The organism is Streptomyces agglomeratus, from assembly GCF_001746415.1.
GTDB lineage: Bacteria > Actinomycetota > Actinomycetes > Streptomycetales > Streptomycetaceae > Streptomyces > Streptomyces agglomeratus.
In genome coordinates this window covers 515,583-531,470 of sequence record NZ_MEHJ01000002.1, presented here as the reverse complement: position 1 = coordinate 531,470, position 15,888 = coordinate 515,583, and the positions used below count along the sequence as shown (strand labels likewise).

Annotated in this window: 10 protein-coding genes and 1 pseudogene; 6 read left to right on the top strand and 5 right to left on the bottom strand. The window is 68.5% G+C overall.

Annotation, left to right across the window (positions count from 1 at the left end; all coding sequences use genetic code 11):
* Nucleotide 1 precedes the first annotated feature (1 nt).
* The 3 genes from AS594_RS39075 to AS594_RS39065 are packed head-to-tail and all read left to right on the top strand — an operon-like array spanning nt 2 to nt 6,041.
* On the top strand, nt 2–2,545 hold the full coding sequence (locus AS594_RS39075; RefSeq protein WP_069936173.1) for an ATP-binding protein: 2,544 nt from the start codon (nt 2–4) through the stop codon (nt 2,543–2,545).
* On the top strand, nt 2,542–4,893 hold the full coding sequence (locus tag AS594_RS39070) for a hypothetical protein (RefSeq protein WP_069936172.1): 2,352 nt from the start codon (nt 2,542–2,544) through the stop codon (nt 4,891–4,893). The genes AS594_RS39075 and AS594_RS39070 overlap by 4 nt, the downstream gene beginning before the upstream one ends.
* Complete coding sequence (locus AS594_RS39065) at nt 4,890–6,041, top strand: C40 family peptidase (protein WP_069936171.1); 1,152 nt, start codon at nt 4,890–4,892, stop codon at nt 6,039–6,041. Before AS594_RS39070 ends, AS594_RS39065 begins: the two co-directional genes overlap by 4 nt.
* A 386-nt stretch (nt 6,042–6,427) precedes the next feature.
* On the opposite strand, the pseudogene AS594_RS47045 reads toward AS594_RS39065, so the two are convergent.
* Together AS594_RS47045 and AS594_RS39060 are read right to left on the bottom strand one after the other, a co-directional pair.
* Nucleotides 6,428–6,833: pseudogene (locus AS594_RS47045) on the bottom strand (HNH endonuclease); the annotation flags it as partial.
* A gap of 119 nt (nt 6,834–6,952) precedes the next feature.
* Nucleotides 6,953–8,122: an NsdA family TPR-like regulatory protein gene (locus AS594_RS39060; RefSeq protein ID WP_069936170.1), complete on the bottom strand. Its 1,170-nt coding sequence runs from the start codon at nt 8,120–8,122 to the stop codon at nt 6,953–6,955.
* Between the two features lie 310 nt (nt 8,123–8,432).
* On the opposite strand from AS594_RS39060, the gene AS594_RS39055 reads away from it, so the two are divergent.
* From AS594_RS39055 to AS594_RS39045, 3 genes are read left to right on the top strand one after another with little or no spacing between them, the layout of a single operon-like run.
* Nucleotides 8,433–9,617, top strand: coding sequence for a phosphotransferase family protein (locus tag AS594_RS39055; RefSeq protein WP_069936169.1), 1,185 nt, complete (start codon nt 8,433–8,435; stop codon nt 9,615–9,617).
* Entirely contained in the window at nt 9,614–10,510 is an 897-nt protein-coding gene (locus tag AS594_RS39050; protein ID WP_079148932.1) for a lactate/malate family dehydrogenase, read from the top strand. Before AS594_RS39055 ends, AS594_RS39050 begins: the two co-directional genes overlap by 4 nt.
* Nucleotides 10,507–11,625 carry a phosphoenolpyruvate carboxykinase (ATP) gene (locus AS594_RS39045; protein WP_069936168.1) on the top strand — a complete coding sequence of 373 codons (1,119 nt, stop codon included), beginning with the start codon at nt 10,507–10,509 and terminating at the stop codon, nt 11,623–11,625. Before AS594_RS39050 ends, AS594_RS39045 begins: the two co-directional genes overlap by 4 nt.
* Before the next feature lie 170 nt (nt 11,626–11,795).
* On the opposite strand, the gene AS594_RS39040 is transcribed toward AS594_RS39045, so the two are convergent.
* The 3 genes from AS594_RS39040 to AS594_RS39030 all read right to left on the bottom strand — a co-directional run bounded on the left by AS594_RS39040 (nt 11,796) and on the right by AS594_RS39030 (nt 15,765).
* Nucleotides 11,796–12,395: a hypothetical protein gene (locus tag AS594_RS39040; RefSeq protein ID WP_141747249.1), complete on the bottom strand. Its 600-nt coding sequence runs from the start codon at nt 12,393–12,395 to the stop codon at nt 11,796–11,798.
* A gap of 361 nt (nt 12,396–12,756) precedes the next feature.
* Complete coding sequence (locus AS594_RS39035; RefSeq protein WP_069936166.1) at nt 12,757–14,265, bottom strand: pentapeptide repeat-containing protein; 1,509 nt, start codon at nt 14,263–14,265, stop codon at nt 12,757–12,759.
* 234 nt (nt 14,266–14,499) lie between these two features.
* Complete coding sequence (locus AS594_RS39030; protein ID WP_069936165.1) at nt 14,500–15,765, bottom strand: IS701 family transposase; 1,266 nt, start codon at nt 15,763–15,765, stop codon at nt 14,500–14,502.
* Nucleotides 15,766–15,888: the final 123 nt, after the last annotated feature.

Here is a 15,888-nt window from a genome sequence, read left to right as displayed (position 1 = left end):
GATGCGCCTGCCGATCCGGCACGTCGAAGGCAACCTCGTCTTCACCACTCACGGCACCACCTGGGCGATCTGGCGGGTAGCCGCCGCCAACTACTCCCACGCGCCGGCCACCGCGAAGAAGCGCCGGCTGAAGGCGCTCGAATCGCTCTTCAAGTCCCTCACGGGTGAGCCGATGCTGATGTCGCTGTGCCCGCAGGTCGACCCGATCGCCGTCGTCCGCGCCATGGTCGCCGATGTCGACTTGAAGAAGTCACCACGCTACGAGCGGCTCGGCCATGCCGTGCTGGACCAGCTCGAGAACATGGAACTCACCGGCCGTACCGACTGGCTCGCGATCCCGCTCCCTGCGCTGTCCCGCAAGGACGCCGCTCTGTCGGCCTTCTCCGCCGCCAAGGCCGAAGTGGCTCTACAGCTCGGCCTGATGCCCGCCCCCATCACCACCGGCGAGATTGACCGGCGCAGCGAGCAGGCAGCGCGGATGCACGCCCAGTGGCCGACCGGCGTGACCATGCGCCGGGCCACCGAGGCGGAAATCCTGTGGATCTACGGCCACAGTGCCCGGCGTGGTCTGGCGGAGCCGTTCCTGCCCGACGGCACCGAACCCAAGGTCCGCGGCCGGGGCCGCACCGTTGCCGCCCTGGGCGATGTGCTGCTCGCCGAGGGCGGTGCCGACTTCACCGAGCGTCGAGCTGCACCGGGCAACCCGTTCGATCGCCGCTTCCTGCAGGTCTCCTCCGAATGGGGTGACTCCTACCAGGCCATGCTCGCCCTCTCCGAGATGCCGGAGGCCTTCGCCCTGCCGGGGGCCGCGTACCTGCAGCAACTGGACGATCTGGCCTACCCGGTCGACTGGACCGCGCGCCTGGTCATCACCCCCGGTTCCAAAGCCGAGGCCAAAACCCGCAAGCGAGCCCGGCACTTGAAGGCGCAGGCGGCTGAGTACCAGGGCGATCCGGCCGGCCCGCCCTCCTCGATCGCGAAGCACGAGGCCGACAACGACGAGTTCCGTGACCGGCTCACGGCCTCGGCACGTGAGGTCGAGATCCGCGCCATGGTCACCCTCGCTGTCTGGGGCACCACACCCGACGACGCCCAGGACCGCGCGGCCGCCCTCGCATCCGACTTCGGCGCAACCGACTACACGTTCTCCCGGCCCGTGGGGGAGCAGACCAGCCTGTGGCACGCCATGCTGCCCGGCTGCCGCACCCCCAGGGTGATGACCGGGTACGCCCAGTACCTGCTCGCCCGGGACTTCGCGATGGCCATGCCCTGGTGCGGGTCCCAACTCGGCGACGAGCGCGGCGGCCTGTTCGGCCTGCAGCTAGCCTCCGGCGGCGCCCGCCCCGTCATGGTCGACCCGGCCCGCGGCCCCCGTGAGAACGCCAGCGCCTCCATGGCTTTCATCGGCGAGCTCGGCGCCGGCAAGTCCGTCGGTCTGAAGTCCGCCGTGTACAGCGTCCTCGCTCGCGGCCACCAGCCCGGCAAGCCGGACAGCCGCGGCCGCGCCGTCATCGTCGACCGCACCAAGGAAGAGGAGTGGGCCCGATTCGCGAAGGCATGCCCCGGCACCACCCAGGTGATCCGCATCGACCAGAGCGCCGAAGTCTCTCTCGACCCACTGCGGTTGTACGTCCAGGACAGCCCGAAGGTCGCGGCCCGTTTCTGCGAGTCGTTCCTGACGCTGCTGCTCGGCGTCAGGCCGATGGACCTGGAGGGCGTCGCCCTGTCGGAGGCGGTCCAAGCCGTCCTGGAGCGCCCGGAGCCCTCCATGCGCGCCCTGGTCGATGAGCTCACTGCGCGCGGCGGCGAGGACACGTCCGCCCGCAACCTGGCCCGCAAGCTCAAGGCTGTCGCCCGCAAGGACCTCGCCGCAGTCGTCTTCGACGACACGCTGCCCGTCGTGGACACGGCCCGCGCCGACTCTGTCGTCTTCCTCGTCAACTCCCTCGCGCTGCCGAAGAAGAGCGAGCTGGCCTCCGAGCACCGCATCGAGCGTCTGGAGTTCGAGAAGGTCCTGGGCCGCTCCTTGATGTACCTGATCGCCGCCGTTGCGCGCGAGACGGTCATGAAGAACAAGGAGGAGTTCGGCGTCGCGGTCTTCGACGAATGCTGGTGGCTGACCAGCTCGGACGAGGGCCTGGAGCTGCTGCTCGAGCTCATGCGCGACGGCCGAAAGCACAACGCCGCCGCCTACGTGGGCAGTCACGACCCGTACGACATCGGGCCGGCCGACAGCGAGAAGGGCGCCATCATCCGTGGCCTGATCCCGCACCGGCTCCTCTTCCGCCAGACCACTCGCACGCTGGCCTCACGAGGCCTTCAGTTTCTCGGCGTTGATGCCACCGACGCCGACATGCTCGACCTGGTCACCGCAGGCCTGTCCCCAATCGACCTGCCCGACGAGGAGAAGCTGGCCCGGGCGGGCGAGTGCCTCTACCGCGATCTCGCCGGCCGCATCGGCCTGATGAAGGTCCTCATCCCCATGGACGCGGCCATCATGCGCGTCATCCACACCACCCCCACCAACTACCGGACCGCCGCATGACCCGGCCCTCGACCTGGCGGCTGTGGCTGCGGATCCTCGGCTCAGCGCGGCTGCGCCTGGCCCTGCTGGTCGCCGCGCTCGCCGCCACGGCATTCACCCTGCTCACCTCACTGCCCGCCCATGCGGAGCCCACGCCGACCCCGTCGCCGAGCGTGCCGACGGCACCTGGGCAGCGCACCCCGACGCCGGAAGAAATCGAGGCAATCGAGGAGGTCATGCGCGAGCAGAGCGAGCGTCTGTCGAAGGCGGCGCAGCAGGAATTGCTCGAGCAGGAGAAGGAACGGCTGCGCAAGCTGCTGCCGGACGAAGGCGGTGTTCTCGGGGTCTTCAACGTCACCGACTCCAACGGCCTGCCGATCAGCGTCTATACCGTCAAGTCCGACACCGGCGGTCTGCTCGATTGGGACCTGGGCATCCAGAACCTGCTCACCGAGCTGTGCTTCATGGTCACCAAGTGGCTGATCGCGTTCTGCTGCTGGCTCATCGCCTGGGCCCTGTCCTTCGGCCTGGCCAAACTGCTGCTCGCCCCCGTGTTGTCGGTCGCCAACTCCCTGCACACGCGCGTGATTCTGGAGATGGGCCTGCCCACCCTGTTCCTGTCGGTGTGCGCCATCATCTGCGTCGCCCGGATCTTCTTCGGTGACAAAGCCAAAGGCTGGGGCGATGCCGCCCTGTCCATCCTCTTGGCGGCACTGACCACCACGCTCCTGTCCTCCACCCCGCAGACGCTGCTGGGAGAGGAAGACGGTGCCATCGCGGTGACCCGTGGCCTGGCCCTGGAGGTGGCCGACATCATCCTGGACGCCAACCCCGCGACACCGCAGTCCGACAACGGGGTCACCACCGAAGCCACCGGCAACACCTTGTCGCGGCCGCTGACCGACGCACTGACCGACGCCTTCATCGTCAAGCCGGCCATGCTGCTGCAGTACGGGCGCGTCTTCGAAGGCAAGTGCGCGGCCGAGTACGCCGACACCCGGCTTGAGCAGCTGGCCTTCGACCGCCAGGTTCACTCCCGCACCAACAAGCTCAAGGACCTCACGGGCCTGTCCGAGTACATCGACCCCAGCGGGGGCGGAATCGCCGGCTGGTACAACACGCAGATCGACATGTCCACGCGCTGGGCGATCGACCACTTCGGCGACCCGCCCATGGAGGCCTTCGAAGCCAAGTGCGTTCCCGGGGACGTCGGCGCGGCGAAGAAGGCCTCCATGGACAAGGTCGGCGGCGCCTTCTTCCTGCTGATCGCCGCCGGCATCGTCACTGTCATCGTCTCCGGCCTCGCCGGCAGCTTCCTGGTCGCGCAGTGCCGCATCGCCTGGGACGCCATCCGCGGCGAGCCTGCTCTCATCGCCGGCACCATCCCCGGCGCCGGCCGCGCGTTCCTCTGGGACTGGGCCGCTTCCGTCCTGCGCTCACTGGGACAGATGCTCACATCCGTCATCGCCCTGGCCGTCTTCATCATCATCATCCAAGCCGTCCTCGACCCGGCACAGGAGGACTGGGGCAGGGAACTGACGCTGCGGTTCCTGGTCGTGGACCTCGTATGCATCGGAGCGCTCAAGAAGCGCAAGGAGCTCGCCGCGGGCTCGAAACAGACTGCCGCGAACTTCCGAGGAAAGCTGTCCGCCGGCCGCGTCGGCGGCACCCACGGCTCCGCCTTCAGCCCGCCTGCCTCCTCAACAGTCCCAAAGAACCGGCACATCGGCAGGACCACCGCACGTGGCATCGTGCGGGGTGCGCTGGTCGGCGTCTCCCTCGCCCATGGCAATCCGCTCGCCGCCGTTGGCTACGCCATGCCGCAGGCCGTCGGCGCCACAGCGCTCATGAGCCGCATCAACACCGGTGGCCGCGGCGGGCGCCGACGCCCGCCAGCCCGGCGACCAGCCGGCCACCAGGCCCATCGAGCGGGATACCAGTCGCAGATGCAGCGGCCGGTGCCCAGCCGCCCCACACAGCCGCCCCCTTCCCCTCCCGCTCCTATTCCCACGCCTCGCCCCCGGACCCAGCCGCGCCCGTCGGCGGGGCCGAACGGTAGGCGTAACCGGCGTCTGCGGGCTATGGATGCCACCACGCGCCGCCACCAGCAAGGCCGCCAAGCACAGCCCACCGGTAATGCGCCCCGCCCTGGTCCGGTCCAGTCCGCCGGGCAGCGCTCTACGTCGCGCACGCGCCCTGCTCGCACACAACCCAACTCGTCCCGGCGGAATCAGCCGGCACAGCAGCCGCCGCTGAACGAGCAGCCTCATCGGGGGGCTCAGGGGCCCGGGGGCTTCGCGGCCTGGCTCGACAGCCGCGAAGCGCAGGCGCTCGCCAGGCGTCGTACACCGCCGCGGAGTTCCTCATGACCAAGGAGCGCAGGAAGTGGCTGGCGGGCGGCACCGGCCTGATCGTGCTTGGGATCATCCTCATGGCGGCGATTGCCGCACACGTCACCGGTATCGTCCAGACGGATGCGGAGGCGGCCGCCCGCAACCGTGCCAGCTGCGCCGCGGGCGGGGCCGCGGGCATGGACGTCGACACGGCCCAGGTAGCCGAGCAGGTGAAAGCCGTTCTCGTCGGCAGTACCAGCGACATCAAGGTGTCTGGCCTGTCTCTGCCTCAGGAGCAGATCCCCAATGCCCGTGTGATCGTGGCGACCGGCGTACAGATGAAGATTCCCGCCAAGGGGCAGGTCATCGCCCTGGCCACCGCCATGCAGGAATCCACCCTGCGAAACCTGCCCTACGGCGACCGCGACAGCGTCGGCCTCTTCCAGCAGCGCCCCTCCCAGGGCTGGGGCACCCGCGATCAGATTCTCGACCCGGTGTACGCATCCACGAAGTTCTACAACGCCCTGAAATCAGTGGACGGCTGGGAGCAGATGCCGGTCACTGTCGCCTCCCAGGAAGTGCAGAAGTCAGGATTCCCGGACGCGTACGCCAAGCACGAGCCGCTGGCCACCGCGCTGCAGCAGGCCATCGCACCCACCCTCGGCGCAGCAGCGGCGGGCGCCCCACTGGCCGGCGACTACGGGACGGCCGACTGCACGCACCAAGCCGACACGGACTACGGAGACATCCCACCAGGGACGCTCCCCGAGGGATACCAAATCCCCGTCACCGCTCCCATGCCAGCGCGAAACGCGATCCGCTGGGCCCTTGGCCAGCTCGGCACGCCCTACCAATGGGGCGGCACCTGCACCAACCCCCACAGCGGAAACCCCAGAGACCGCTGCGACTGCTCCTCTCTGATGCAGCGCGCATACGGAGTGGCCGGCATCGAGATCTCCCGCAGCACCTACAGCCAGGTCAACGAGGGGCGCGCCGTGCCGACGAGCAATTTGCAACCGGGTGATCTCGTCTTCACCGAAGGCAATGCAGCCCGGCCTGAGCATGTGGCCATGGCCATCGGGGGAGGGCTGATCGTGCACGCGCCCGGCACCGGCCGCGTGGTCGAGGTGGTGCCCCTCAACAATCTCGGGAAGCTGTTGCTGGCCCGTCGAGTCGTTACGTAGCGCTCGGGCATGCGACCGTTGTTCCGCTTGCAGCCTGGTGAAAGTGGGTCTTGGGTCAGCAGTCGAGGTCCCACCCACTACGGGTGATCCTTCACATGCGGCCGTATCGGGCGGAGCTGCGTGCGAGGGAGGCCACGCGGAGCGGCGAATGCTCGGTCTCGCGCCGCTCATACCGGGAGCTAAGGCCGCGGGCAGGAACACCGCACGACATTCTCACTTGCTGTCACGTGACGTTGTTCCCCGAGCGACAGCTGCGGCAACTACGGCAACGATCGCTTCCCTCTGCTTCCGTTCCTCATACGCCCGCTGCCGGCAGTTGGGGGAGCAGTACCGGCGCGGCTTGGTCCCGAGTGACTCCGGACATGCGCGATTCGCACCCGTCGCGGTCGCGCTGCCGCTGCTCCGCCTGCTGCGCCGGAGTCCCACGATTCGGCGAGGGGAACCATGTGGTCGATGTCGAGGCCGGAGGGGCCGGACACCGTGGTCGCGTCGTAGTACGACCACCAGGTGCCGCCGGTCAGCTTGCACCCGGGGGCCGGCGGTCGGCGGCTCAACTGCCTCGGCAATCAGGACCTCGTTGCGGGTGTTGCAGCCGTCCGAAGGGTTCTGCCCGGCGTTCCAGTGGCGGAACTTGTCGCGCGTGTACCCCTCGCGGGATTCATCGGCGAGGCCGAGCTGGTCAACCGCGACGCTGAGCGGAAGTGTCTCGGCGGCATGCGCCGACGGGGACATGGTGACGGGCAGGATGGCGAGCGTGGCGGCCGTAGCGGCGCGCAGCAGGTTCTTGATCACGAACGTATGGATAGCGCTGTATGGGCCGCAGGTTGCCCAAGACGCCGGGCTGCTCACCCGCCCGGGTGGTGCGGTTCATCGCAAAATCGATGCCCCTCGGCACCGCCTCTGTGTCCCAGCTACCTGAGGACGTCTCCGAGCTGGTCGCGGTCTCGGCCGGCGAGCTGGCGGTGGAGGCCAGCCGCGCGGGAGCGGATCAGGCCGGTGCGGTAGCTGGCTGGCAGTCGCTCGAACGTCTCGGTCGCCATGTCCGCTGCTGCGCTCGGGTCTCCCTCAAGGCGGAGGCAGATTGCGGTATCCATCTCCAGCAAGGCCCGGGTCATCACTGACGGCGTGTCCGTGAGTTCGAGGGCGTTGCCTTGCGCGGCGTAGGCGGCCGAGGTGTTGCCGAGCAGTGTGTACGCCTGGGAGAGGTGCACATGGTGTTTCTGGAGCGGGTAGCCGAACCAGGTGTCGGCGCTTTCGGGGCCGTCGAGGCGTTCGGCCAAGGTGCGCACGGCTTCGACCACCTTGGCTGCTCCGGCCTTGTCGCCCATGGCGGCGAGGGACCGGGCGCTGACTGCCGCAGCCAGCGCGGCCGCCGCGGTGGGTACTTGCCCGGCTTCTCGGCGGGCCTGGGCGGCGAGGCGTGCGGCCGCTGTGGGGGCGCCGTAGTTGAGCGGCACCATGGCGTGCCGGGCCAGGACCCATGCGGTCATGCGGCGGTCGCCGGATTCGCGGGCGGCCCGCTCGGCGGTGGTGAACCACCGGAAGGCGTCGCGCTCGTCACCTCGGTCGTGCTGGATGATCGCCACGAGTCCGGCGATGCCTGCGGCGGTGCGGGCAAGGTCGGCGCGCGCCTTGGCCGGGTGGGGGCGGCTGAGGATCTCACGCAACAGGTCGAGGTCACTTTGCATCTCGGCGAGGACAGTGTGGGGTGAGCGGCCTCGGTACCCGCCGCGGTGGCGCTCGAAAGCGGATTCCAGGTAGGCGAGGTCACCGGTGCCGGTACCGGCGAGGGCGCCGTCGATTCCCTCGCGGGCCTGTGCGATGCCGGGGAGCGCGCTCGCGCCTACGGCGGCGGCTGCTGCTCCTATGAACTTGCGTCGGTTCACGTCCTCGTCCTCCTTGCTGCCCTGGCTGCGTCGGTGCTGCCGTGATGCGGCGACAGCACGGCGTACGTCGCCGACCGTCAGGCCGTAGGCGCGGGCGATCGTCTCGTGCCATACGGGGGTGGGTAACCGCCGCTCGCTTTCCCACCGTTTGAGGTTGTCCGGGTCGAACCAGCCGCCGCCTTGGGCGTCCTCCATGCGCAGAGCTTGCTCCTGTCGGGTCCGGCATGCCTGCTTACGGAGGCTCCGTAACAGAGTGCCGATCCCGTCCGGACTCATCATGGGGCGCCCCTTTGGTGTCGCACGGCCGGATTCCCATGGTGGCCCCCCGGTGTGGCCCCCCGCCGGGGAAACGCACCCATTTCTGGCCCCGCAACCCTGGTATGCCCCGCCGTTGAATGGGCGACGCCGACCACGGGGCGGGCCTCACCAGCCTTCTCCCGGACCCGAGTCGGCTCTCGACATTCCGCGGACGCGTCAGCGTCCGCATGGCCGAAGGAGGAACCCTATGGCCCAAACCGTCACTGCCGCGAGGGGCGCTGTGCTGATGCCGCCCCCTGCTGAGGCGGTGCTGTCGTACGCGGCCGGGCAGACCGTGAAGGCCGCTGAAGCCCTGTGGCCTGCTGCGGTCATACGGCTGGGAGAGGTCGCCCCCAGCGTCACCAGCTACGTGCAAAGGGTGGAGGTCGACGGCCGGCCGCTGTTCGCGAAGGTCAGCATCCTGGGTGTCTCCCTGGTGTCGGTGCTGCGGGGCGTGTGCGGCGACTGGGAGAGCGTGAAGGCCGCGCAGGCCGCCTACGCGGCGTCGCCCGGGTCGCTGCTGCGGCGGGAGGTCCTTCAGCTGAAGACTCTGGCTGGACCGGCACGGCTACGGGTACCGAAGGTTGCCGGGTACGCGAGTGGAGTGCTGTTCACCGAGCCCGTGACCGGCCCCTCCCTGGCCGATCTGATCCTGCGGGAACCGCACCGTACGGCCGACCTGCTCGGTCGCGTCGTCGACGAACTCGCCACCGGTCTGCGGCGGCCCGGGGTCGCCGCCCGTGTGGACCGTGCACCGATCGGGGAGCGCTCGATCAGCGGGACCTTCCTGCGCAAGTTCAACGGCATAAGCGGCAGCAGCTACGTGAACCAGACCGGGCACGGGGACGTACTGACGGCCGTGGCCTCCCGGCTACGCAAAGCGAAGATCGCCCCCGCCCCGAACCAGCGGGTCATCTTCGGCGACTTGAAGCCGGAGCACGCCCACTTCCCGGACGGCCCGGACGGGCCGGTGGCCTTCCTCGACCCCGGCCTGCAGCGCGGACGCCCATGCGCGGACGCCGCGAAACTGATGTCTCGTACGGTGCTGAACCTGGTCTGCTGCCCGCCGACGCCTCACGATGCCCGCGCCGTGCTGTCGGGGATCGCGGCGTTCGTTGCCGCACTGAACGCCCGCGTGGACGAGGCCGACCGTGACGCGTGGCTGCGACAGCTCGTGCTGCTGTGGCTGATGGACACCACCAACATCCTGTCCACCTACCTCACCGCCCCTCCCGGCCTGCCGCTGTCCGCGCATGGCGCCGCCGTGGTCACACGTGCCGGGGCGGTGTGCCAGATGCTGGAGCACGCCAGCGCGACGATGGCCTCACGGACGCCCGCGCGGACCTGGTGGCGACTATGCCTGGACGACGCGCTCATGGCGGTGTCCGCATGACCACCATCGGGCTCATCGGAGCCGGGGCCGTCGGCCAGGCGCTCGGCTCTCTCCTGGTCACCGCCCGCTGGTGCGACACCATCCTCGTCGCCTCCGGCAGCGGCCGCACCGCCGCCGGACTGGTCACCGATCTGGACGACATGCGTCAAGTGACTGCCTCACCCGTCCGGGTAAGGCGCGCCGACCCGGCGCGCATGCGGTCCTGTGACGCGGTGGTCGTGTGTCCCCGGGCCGTCTTCACCAACACCGCGACGCGCGACATACGGATGGCGGGGCTGGCCGCGAACGCCCTGCTCATCACCGCTCTGGCCAGGCAGTTCACCGGCTACCAGGGGACGGTGGCCATGGTCACGAACCCGGTCGACGTGCTGTCCCGCCTGTTCGCCGAGGTCTCCGGCTGCCACCGGGTCTATGGGGTTGGGTCGAACACCGACACAGCCCGCTACCGCCTGATCCTGGCCCGCCTCCTCAACGTGCCCGCGACGGCGGTGGCCGGTCACGTGATCGGCGAGCACGGTGACCATGCGGTGATCTGCGCGTCGTCCACCACCGTCAACGGGGAGCCTGCCCCAGTACCGATCCAGCAGGTTCACGCAGAGCTCACGGCCCGGCCCCGGCGCATCAACGCGGGCATCGGACGCACCCGTTGCGGGCCTGCCGGGGCCACCCTCGCCGCGCTCGAACATGCCCTCGGCGTGACCGACGGGCTGATCGAACTGTCCGCGCCGCGACGAGGCTGCTGGCTAGGAATCCCGTTGCGCTTCACCGCCGGCCGCCCCACCGTGTGCATTCCTCCCCTGAACCCCGGCGAAGCCCGGCAACTGGCGAACGCCGAGGACAAAGTCCGCACCGCCTACCTCCACACGACCATCAAGGAGACGACATCCTCATGACCGACATCCACGCCACCCGCGTGACGACCGCCGACGGCCAAGCCGTCACCGTCACCAGCCGCTCCACAACCATCACCGACTGGGCAGCCCGCTACCTCGGCTCATGGTGGAACGCGGCCGCGACGGAGGCCGCCGACGTCACAGGCCCGGTCGTCGCCGCCGATGTGGACCCGGGCGAGGTGGCCGCGCTAACCGGCATCGTCACCGCCGGACAGCCGCAAGAAACCGAGTACGCCAACCACCGGATGCTCCACACCACCGACCAGGCCAGCACCACGGCCGTGCAGCCCGACGCGGGACTCGCCTACCGGTGGGAGCCCGCCGAACGCCGGCTGCGCATCGTCGGCAGTGACGAGACCGCCGTCGCCGCCGCCGCGGCCCGGCTCGCCCGCGAGGTCATCCGCGGACAACTGCTCACCGACGGGTGGGAGATCCTCCACGCCTCCGCCGTCACCCGCCCCGACGGCACAACCCTCCTCTCCCTCGGAGACAAAGGCGCGGGCAAGACCACGTGCGGGTTCCTGCTGGGCCGCGCCGGGTGGCACCTGCTCGCCAACGACCGCGTGTTCGTACGCGCCGAGAACGACGGCACCGTGCGGATCCTGCCGTGGCCCTCAGCTGCCGCGATCGGACTCGGCCTGCTCGACGCCATGAACTGGTACGGGCCCGTACGCGAGCGTGTCCTGACCGGTGAAAAGCTGCACCCCACCCAGCACCAGCGGGTCACCGACGCCCTCATGGCCGGCGACCGCGAGCCGCTGTGGAAGCGGTCCGGCAAAGAGTTGAAGCCGCAGTTCTTCCCCGACCAGCTCCATACGTGGCTCGGCCTCACCCTGGCCACCGAAGGCCGGGCGGCGGGACTGCTGTTCCCGCAGATCACGCCCGGGGCAGAACCCGCGCTGAGCAACGAGCCGCGCGCGATCGGTGAGGGCGACTTCTTCAGTGCCAGCACGGAAGACCGCTACCCGGATGTCTTCGGCCTCCTGCCCATGACCGGTCCGTCCACCACCCTCGCGGCCCAGCTCGCCGCACTGCCCCATCAGGCCCTCGTCCTCGGACACGACACGGCGGCCAACACCGAGCTGCTGAAGAAGGCCGCGACGCAGCTTCTCTGACCCGTCGTACGGGCGAACCTGACCGGTGTGTGCGTGGCCTCCCGCAGGACTGCAGGGGGCCACGTGCTGCTTAGTGTTGCAACCCATGGCTTTTGCCATCGAAGTCAGCCTGGTTGTCATCGAATCAACCCCGGCCCCGGTCACCTAGCTCTGGGCACGGCGGTGCGTCTCTACGTGGGGTCCCACCGGTCCCAGGACCGGAGCACGCTCTGCACGAGGCGCATGGCGTCCTCGACGAACTTGACCCCGTCCTCGGGGCTCATCCCCTCGGTCTTCTCGGGACAACCGCTGAGGATGGCGGCCGCTACGAGCTCGGCTCGCCGCACTCGCGCCTGTTCTGGCGGCAAGTCGACGAGGGAGGCCGTGAACCTGTCGAGCAGCGCCTGGATCTCGTCGTCATCTTCGTCGGCCAGAGTCGGCAGGTCTTGAGTCAACTGGGCGAAGATCGCCTCAGGGAACGCCTCAATGATCTGATGTGCTTCCTGCAGCTTTCCCGGCGGGAGCACCGGCGGCTGGAGCTGGCTGAGCATGGACAGGGAAGTGTGGATTTGCTGCTGCAGCACCGCCCATGTGTGTAGCGACTCGAATGCCGGTGGCGGGTCTGCGTTCTTCATAGCCGAGCGAAGCTGGGCCGATGCCGACTGGCTGAGTGACCAAGCGGGGGTCTGAAGCAACCGCCAGGCCGGAGACTCGTGGAGGGATTGCCAGGCTGGCGGCACGTACGGCTGCGAGGCATTCATTTGCTTAATCAAAGCCTTGAGCGTTGTCATGTCTCACGTGCCTATCGCAGGTTCTGGGCGGAGCTGTCCCCGCCAGCCGGAACATCGACCTGACCCACAATCAGGCCCGCCAGCATCATGCTCTCGACTGAACTCCACCGACGGTACCGGCGCGGCTCGGCGGGGCTCCTTCACCCGTCCAGCAAATACCACGGCCCGGACGCCCCACGTTCCGACACACAGTGTCACTAACCCAACCTGTTGCTCTGAGACCGATGCGTACGTGTGCAAAACGCTATTGTCCTGTCTCACTCAATCGAGTCGGATTCTCGGCGAACCGAGTCGTCCGGCTTCTGTCTCAGCGCCCCTGTCCAAGCCCGGCCTTAACGGGATTGGCGCTCGGGTCGGTTGCTCAGCGCTTTACCCGGCCGCGGACCGCCAAGAGGAACAGGGCCAGCAGTACCGGCTCTACCAGACGGCAAGTCATCTCGATATAGGTGCCGGGCACGGTCAGCCCCTGTCCTGCGGAGCGGAAGAGGACGGAGTTCAGGGCGGTTCTTCCCGCCTTCTCCGCTCGGCCCGGGGTGAACCATTCGTCTATCGGTCTGGGCGCGGCGCCACCGGGGCCCGGGTTCACGGTGGTCGCTACAAAATTCTGGCCGGTGGTCACCACCGGGCCCTGCGTCCGGGGTGTGGCTGGCAGCCCCACCCACATCAGCAGCACAACAGTTAGCCCTATGGCGAGGAGCAGCGAGACCAGCGCGCGTAAGGCACTCATCCCGTAACCGGAGACCTTCCAGTAGACCCACAGCAGGGCCCGCTCGAACAAGGGGCGATGGTGCGTGAGACGGCGCATCTCCATCTCGCCGTAGTAGAAGCCCGCCGAATCCGGTTGATTCTTGGCATCCTCCAGTGCCTTGCGCAGCTGGCGGTACAAAGGAGCCAGGCCAGATGGCTTCGCAATCGTCCCGCCGGGTGGGGCCGGCTTCCAGCCGGTCGATGGCTTGCTTGCGCGCCAGTAGTGCTCCTCGATCAGTGTGGGCCGCAGCCTCCAGTACACGGGGCGCCATCTCCACCCGCGAACACCCTTGGGGCTCGGCTCGAATGTGACGTGTCCCAGACTGAGCTGGTCGAGATGGACGGCGCCCGTGAACCTGCAAGGGGCAAGATCGACATCATTGAGGGCCAATCGACCCGCATCGACGCCGCTGAGCGAGCGAATGCGAACCAGCGGCCTCCCTCCCTCGTCGAGCCTCTTTTCGTCCACTTTGATGTCCTTGGCGTATTCCAAGCGCAGCGCCTTAAGCACCTCCTCCTCCACACCCTCCAATTCAGTAGGACGGGAAGTGATGCTCAATGAGACCTCAGGAAGTGCGTCCGTGAGGTCCACCTTGGCGTAGCGCAGGCGCATGCCAGCAGCGGACTCCCACCGGGTCCGCCAACACTTCAGGGAGCGTGCGGCCGCCTCGATGGTCACAGGTCCACGGAACACGGCGTCTGACAGATCCAGCTGCCCTTTGCAAGCCAAGGGCCCAAACTCTTGCGTGCTGAACGTCGCTCCATGGAACAAGGCATCGCCGGAGAAGGTGGTCTTCGTGAAGGAGGCCTTACCGGAGAACGTTGCCCCGCTGAACTGGGCGGTTCCAAAGACTGAGCATCCGGTCGAGTCCTGGACCGCTTGCAGGAGCCTTTCGAGCAACTCCTCAGTGAAGGTAGTGCCCCGATGGTCGATGTTCGGATGGTCGATGCTCGGCTCGCGAGCAAGGCGAGCAAGGTATTGCTCCTGCTCATGTGGGGGGAGATGTGCCAGGCAGGCGGTGCGATCATCGAGACGGATGCCCCGACAGCCGATTGGATCGGTTGCTGGATCGGCTTCCTGCCCGCAGAATTCCCAGTCTGGGGGTGCTCCACCACCTGTCATGACCCGATGGTGCCTCTACAGGATTTGTGGTCTCCCGTTCCACGCTGCGAGTCGGCTGATCGGGGACCTACTCTCCGTCATACGGCCTACGTGTCCGTAGATCTGGTGCCTCAGGTCGACTAGTAGGGCTTGGTCAGGTTGGGGTCGGTGTGGGTATGCCGCGGTGACATGTTGGGCAGGCGCCGGCCCAGGTGGCGAGGAGGGTCTGTAGCTCGCGGACGACGTGGTAGAGGCTCAGGCCGGCGCCGTGTCTTTTGGGGCTCTGGCCAGTCGTTGCAGGGTGCAGAAGGCGTGTGCCACGGAGACGAGGGTGACGTGGTGGTGCCACCCGTTCCAGGTGCGGCCCTCGAAGTGGGCCAGGCCCAGGGCCTGTTTCATCTCCCGGTAGTCGTGCTCGATGCGCCAGCGGAGCTTGGCCAGGCGGACCAGGGTGGTCAGCGGGGTGTCGGCGGGCAGGTCGGACAGCCAGAACTGGACGGGTTCGGCCTGGTCGGCGGGCCACTCGGCGATGAGCCAGCACTCGGGCAGTTCCGGACTGTCGGCCGCTTGGCGGACCTCGCGTCCGGCGGGCCGGATCCGCAACGTCACGAACCGCGAGTACATCCGTTTGAAGCCGCTGCGGCCGGTGCCGGGCCGGGAGCCCTCACGCCACTGGACCGGCTTCGCCGCCTTCCGGCCTGCCGCGATGACCAGCTGTTTCACCGACTGCGGCTTGTCGGGGTACTTCGCCACCGGTGGGCGTCCGGTCCCGGAGTACGGCTCGGTCACGGGCACGGCTTCGCCGGGCTGAGCCGACAAGGTCGTGGAGATCCCCACGACGTAGTTCAGGCCGCGGGCTTGGAGGCCGTGCCGGAAGGCCGCCGCGTCGCCGTATCCGGCGTCCGCGACGGCCAGCGGCACCTCGATGCCCCACGAGCGGGTCTCATCGAGCATGTCGAGTGCGAGCTGCCACTTCTCCACATGCCCGATGTCGTCGGGAATGCCGCAGGCGGTGCGGCGGGCGACCTTGGCAGGATCGGCCTTCGCGGACCCGGGCGCCCAGGTCTCGGGCAGGAACAGCCGCCAGTTGACCGCCGCCGACGCGTGGTCGGACGCCAGGTGCAGGGATACACCGACCTGGCAGTTGGTGACCTTGCCCGCGGTGCCGGTGTACTGCCGCGACACGCACGCCGAGGCGTTGCCGTCTTTGAGGAACCCGGTGTCGTCGAAGACCAGCACGGTGGGCAGGATGGCCTTCTCCATCTTCCAGGCCAGCCGGGCCCGCACATGCGCGGGGTCCCACGGGCTGGTGGTGATGAAGTGGGCCAGGGCCTGCCGGTTCCCGTCCTCCCCGAGCCGGGCGGCCATCGGCTCGACCGACTTGCGCTGCCCGTCCGTGAGCAGGCCCCGGAGATAGACCTGCCCCCACCGACGCTGGTCGTTCCTCGCGAACGGCTCGAAAACCTCCGCCGCGAAGTCCTCCAACTCACCACGCACAGCAACAATCTCATCCGGAGTCACACCCCTCAACGCAACACCGGGCCAGAAGGAAACGCTCAACCACAACCAACCTGACCAAGCCCTACTAGCGGTGGTTTGTTGACGGCGGGTCAGTGTTGGGGTAGGCCGGTAGAGAGGAAAGTC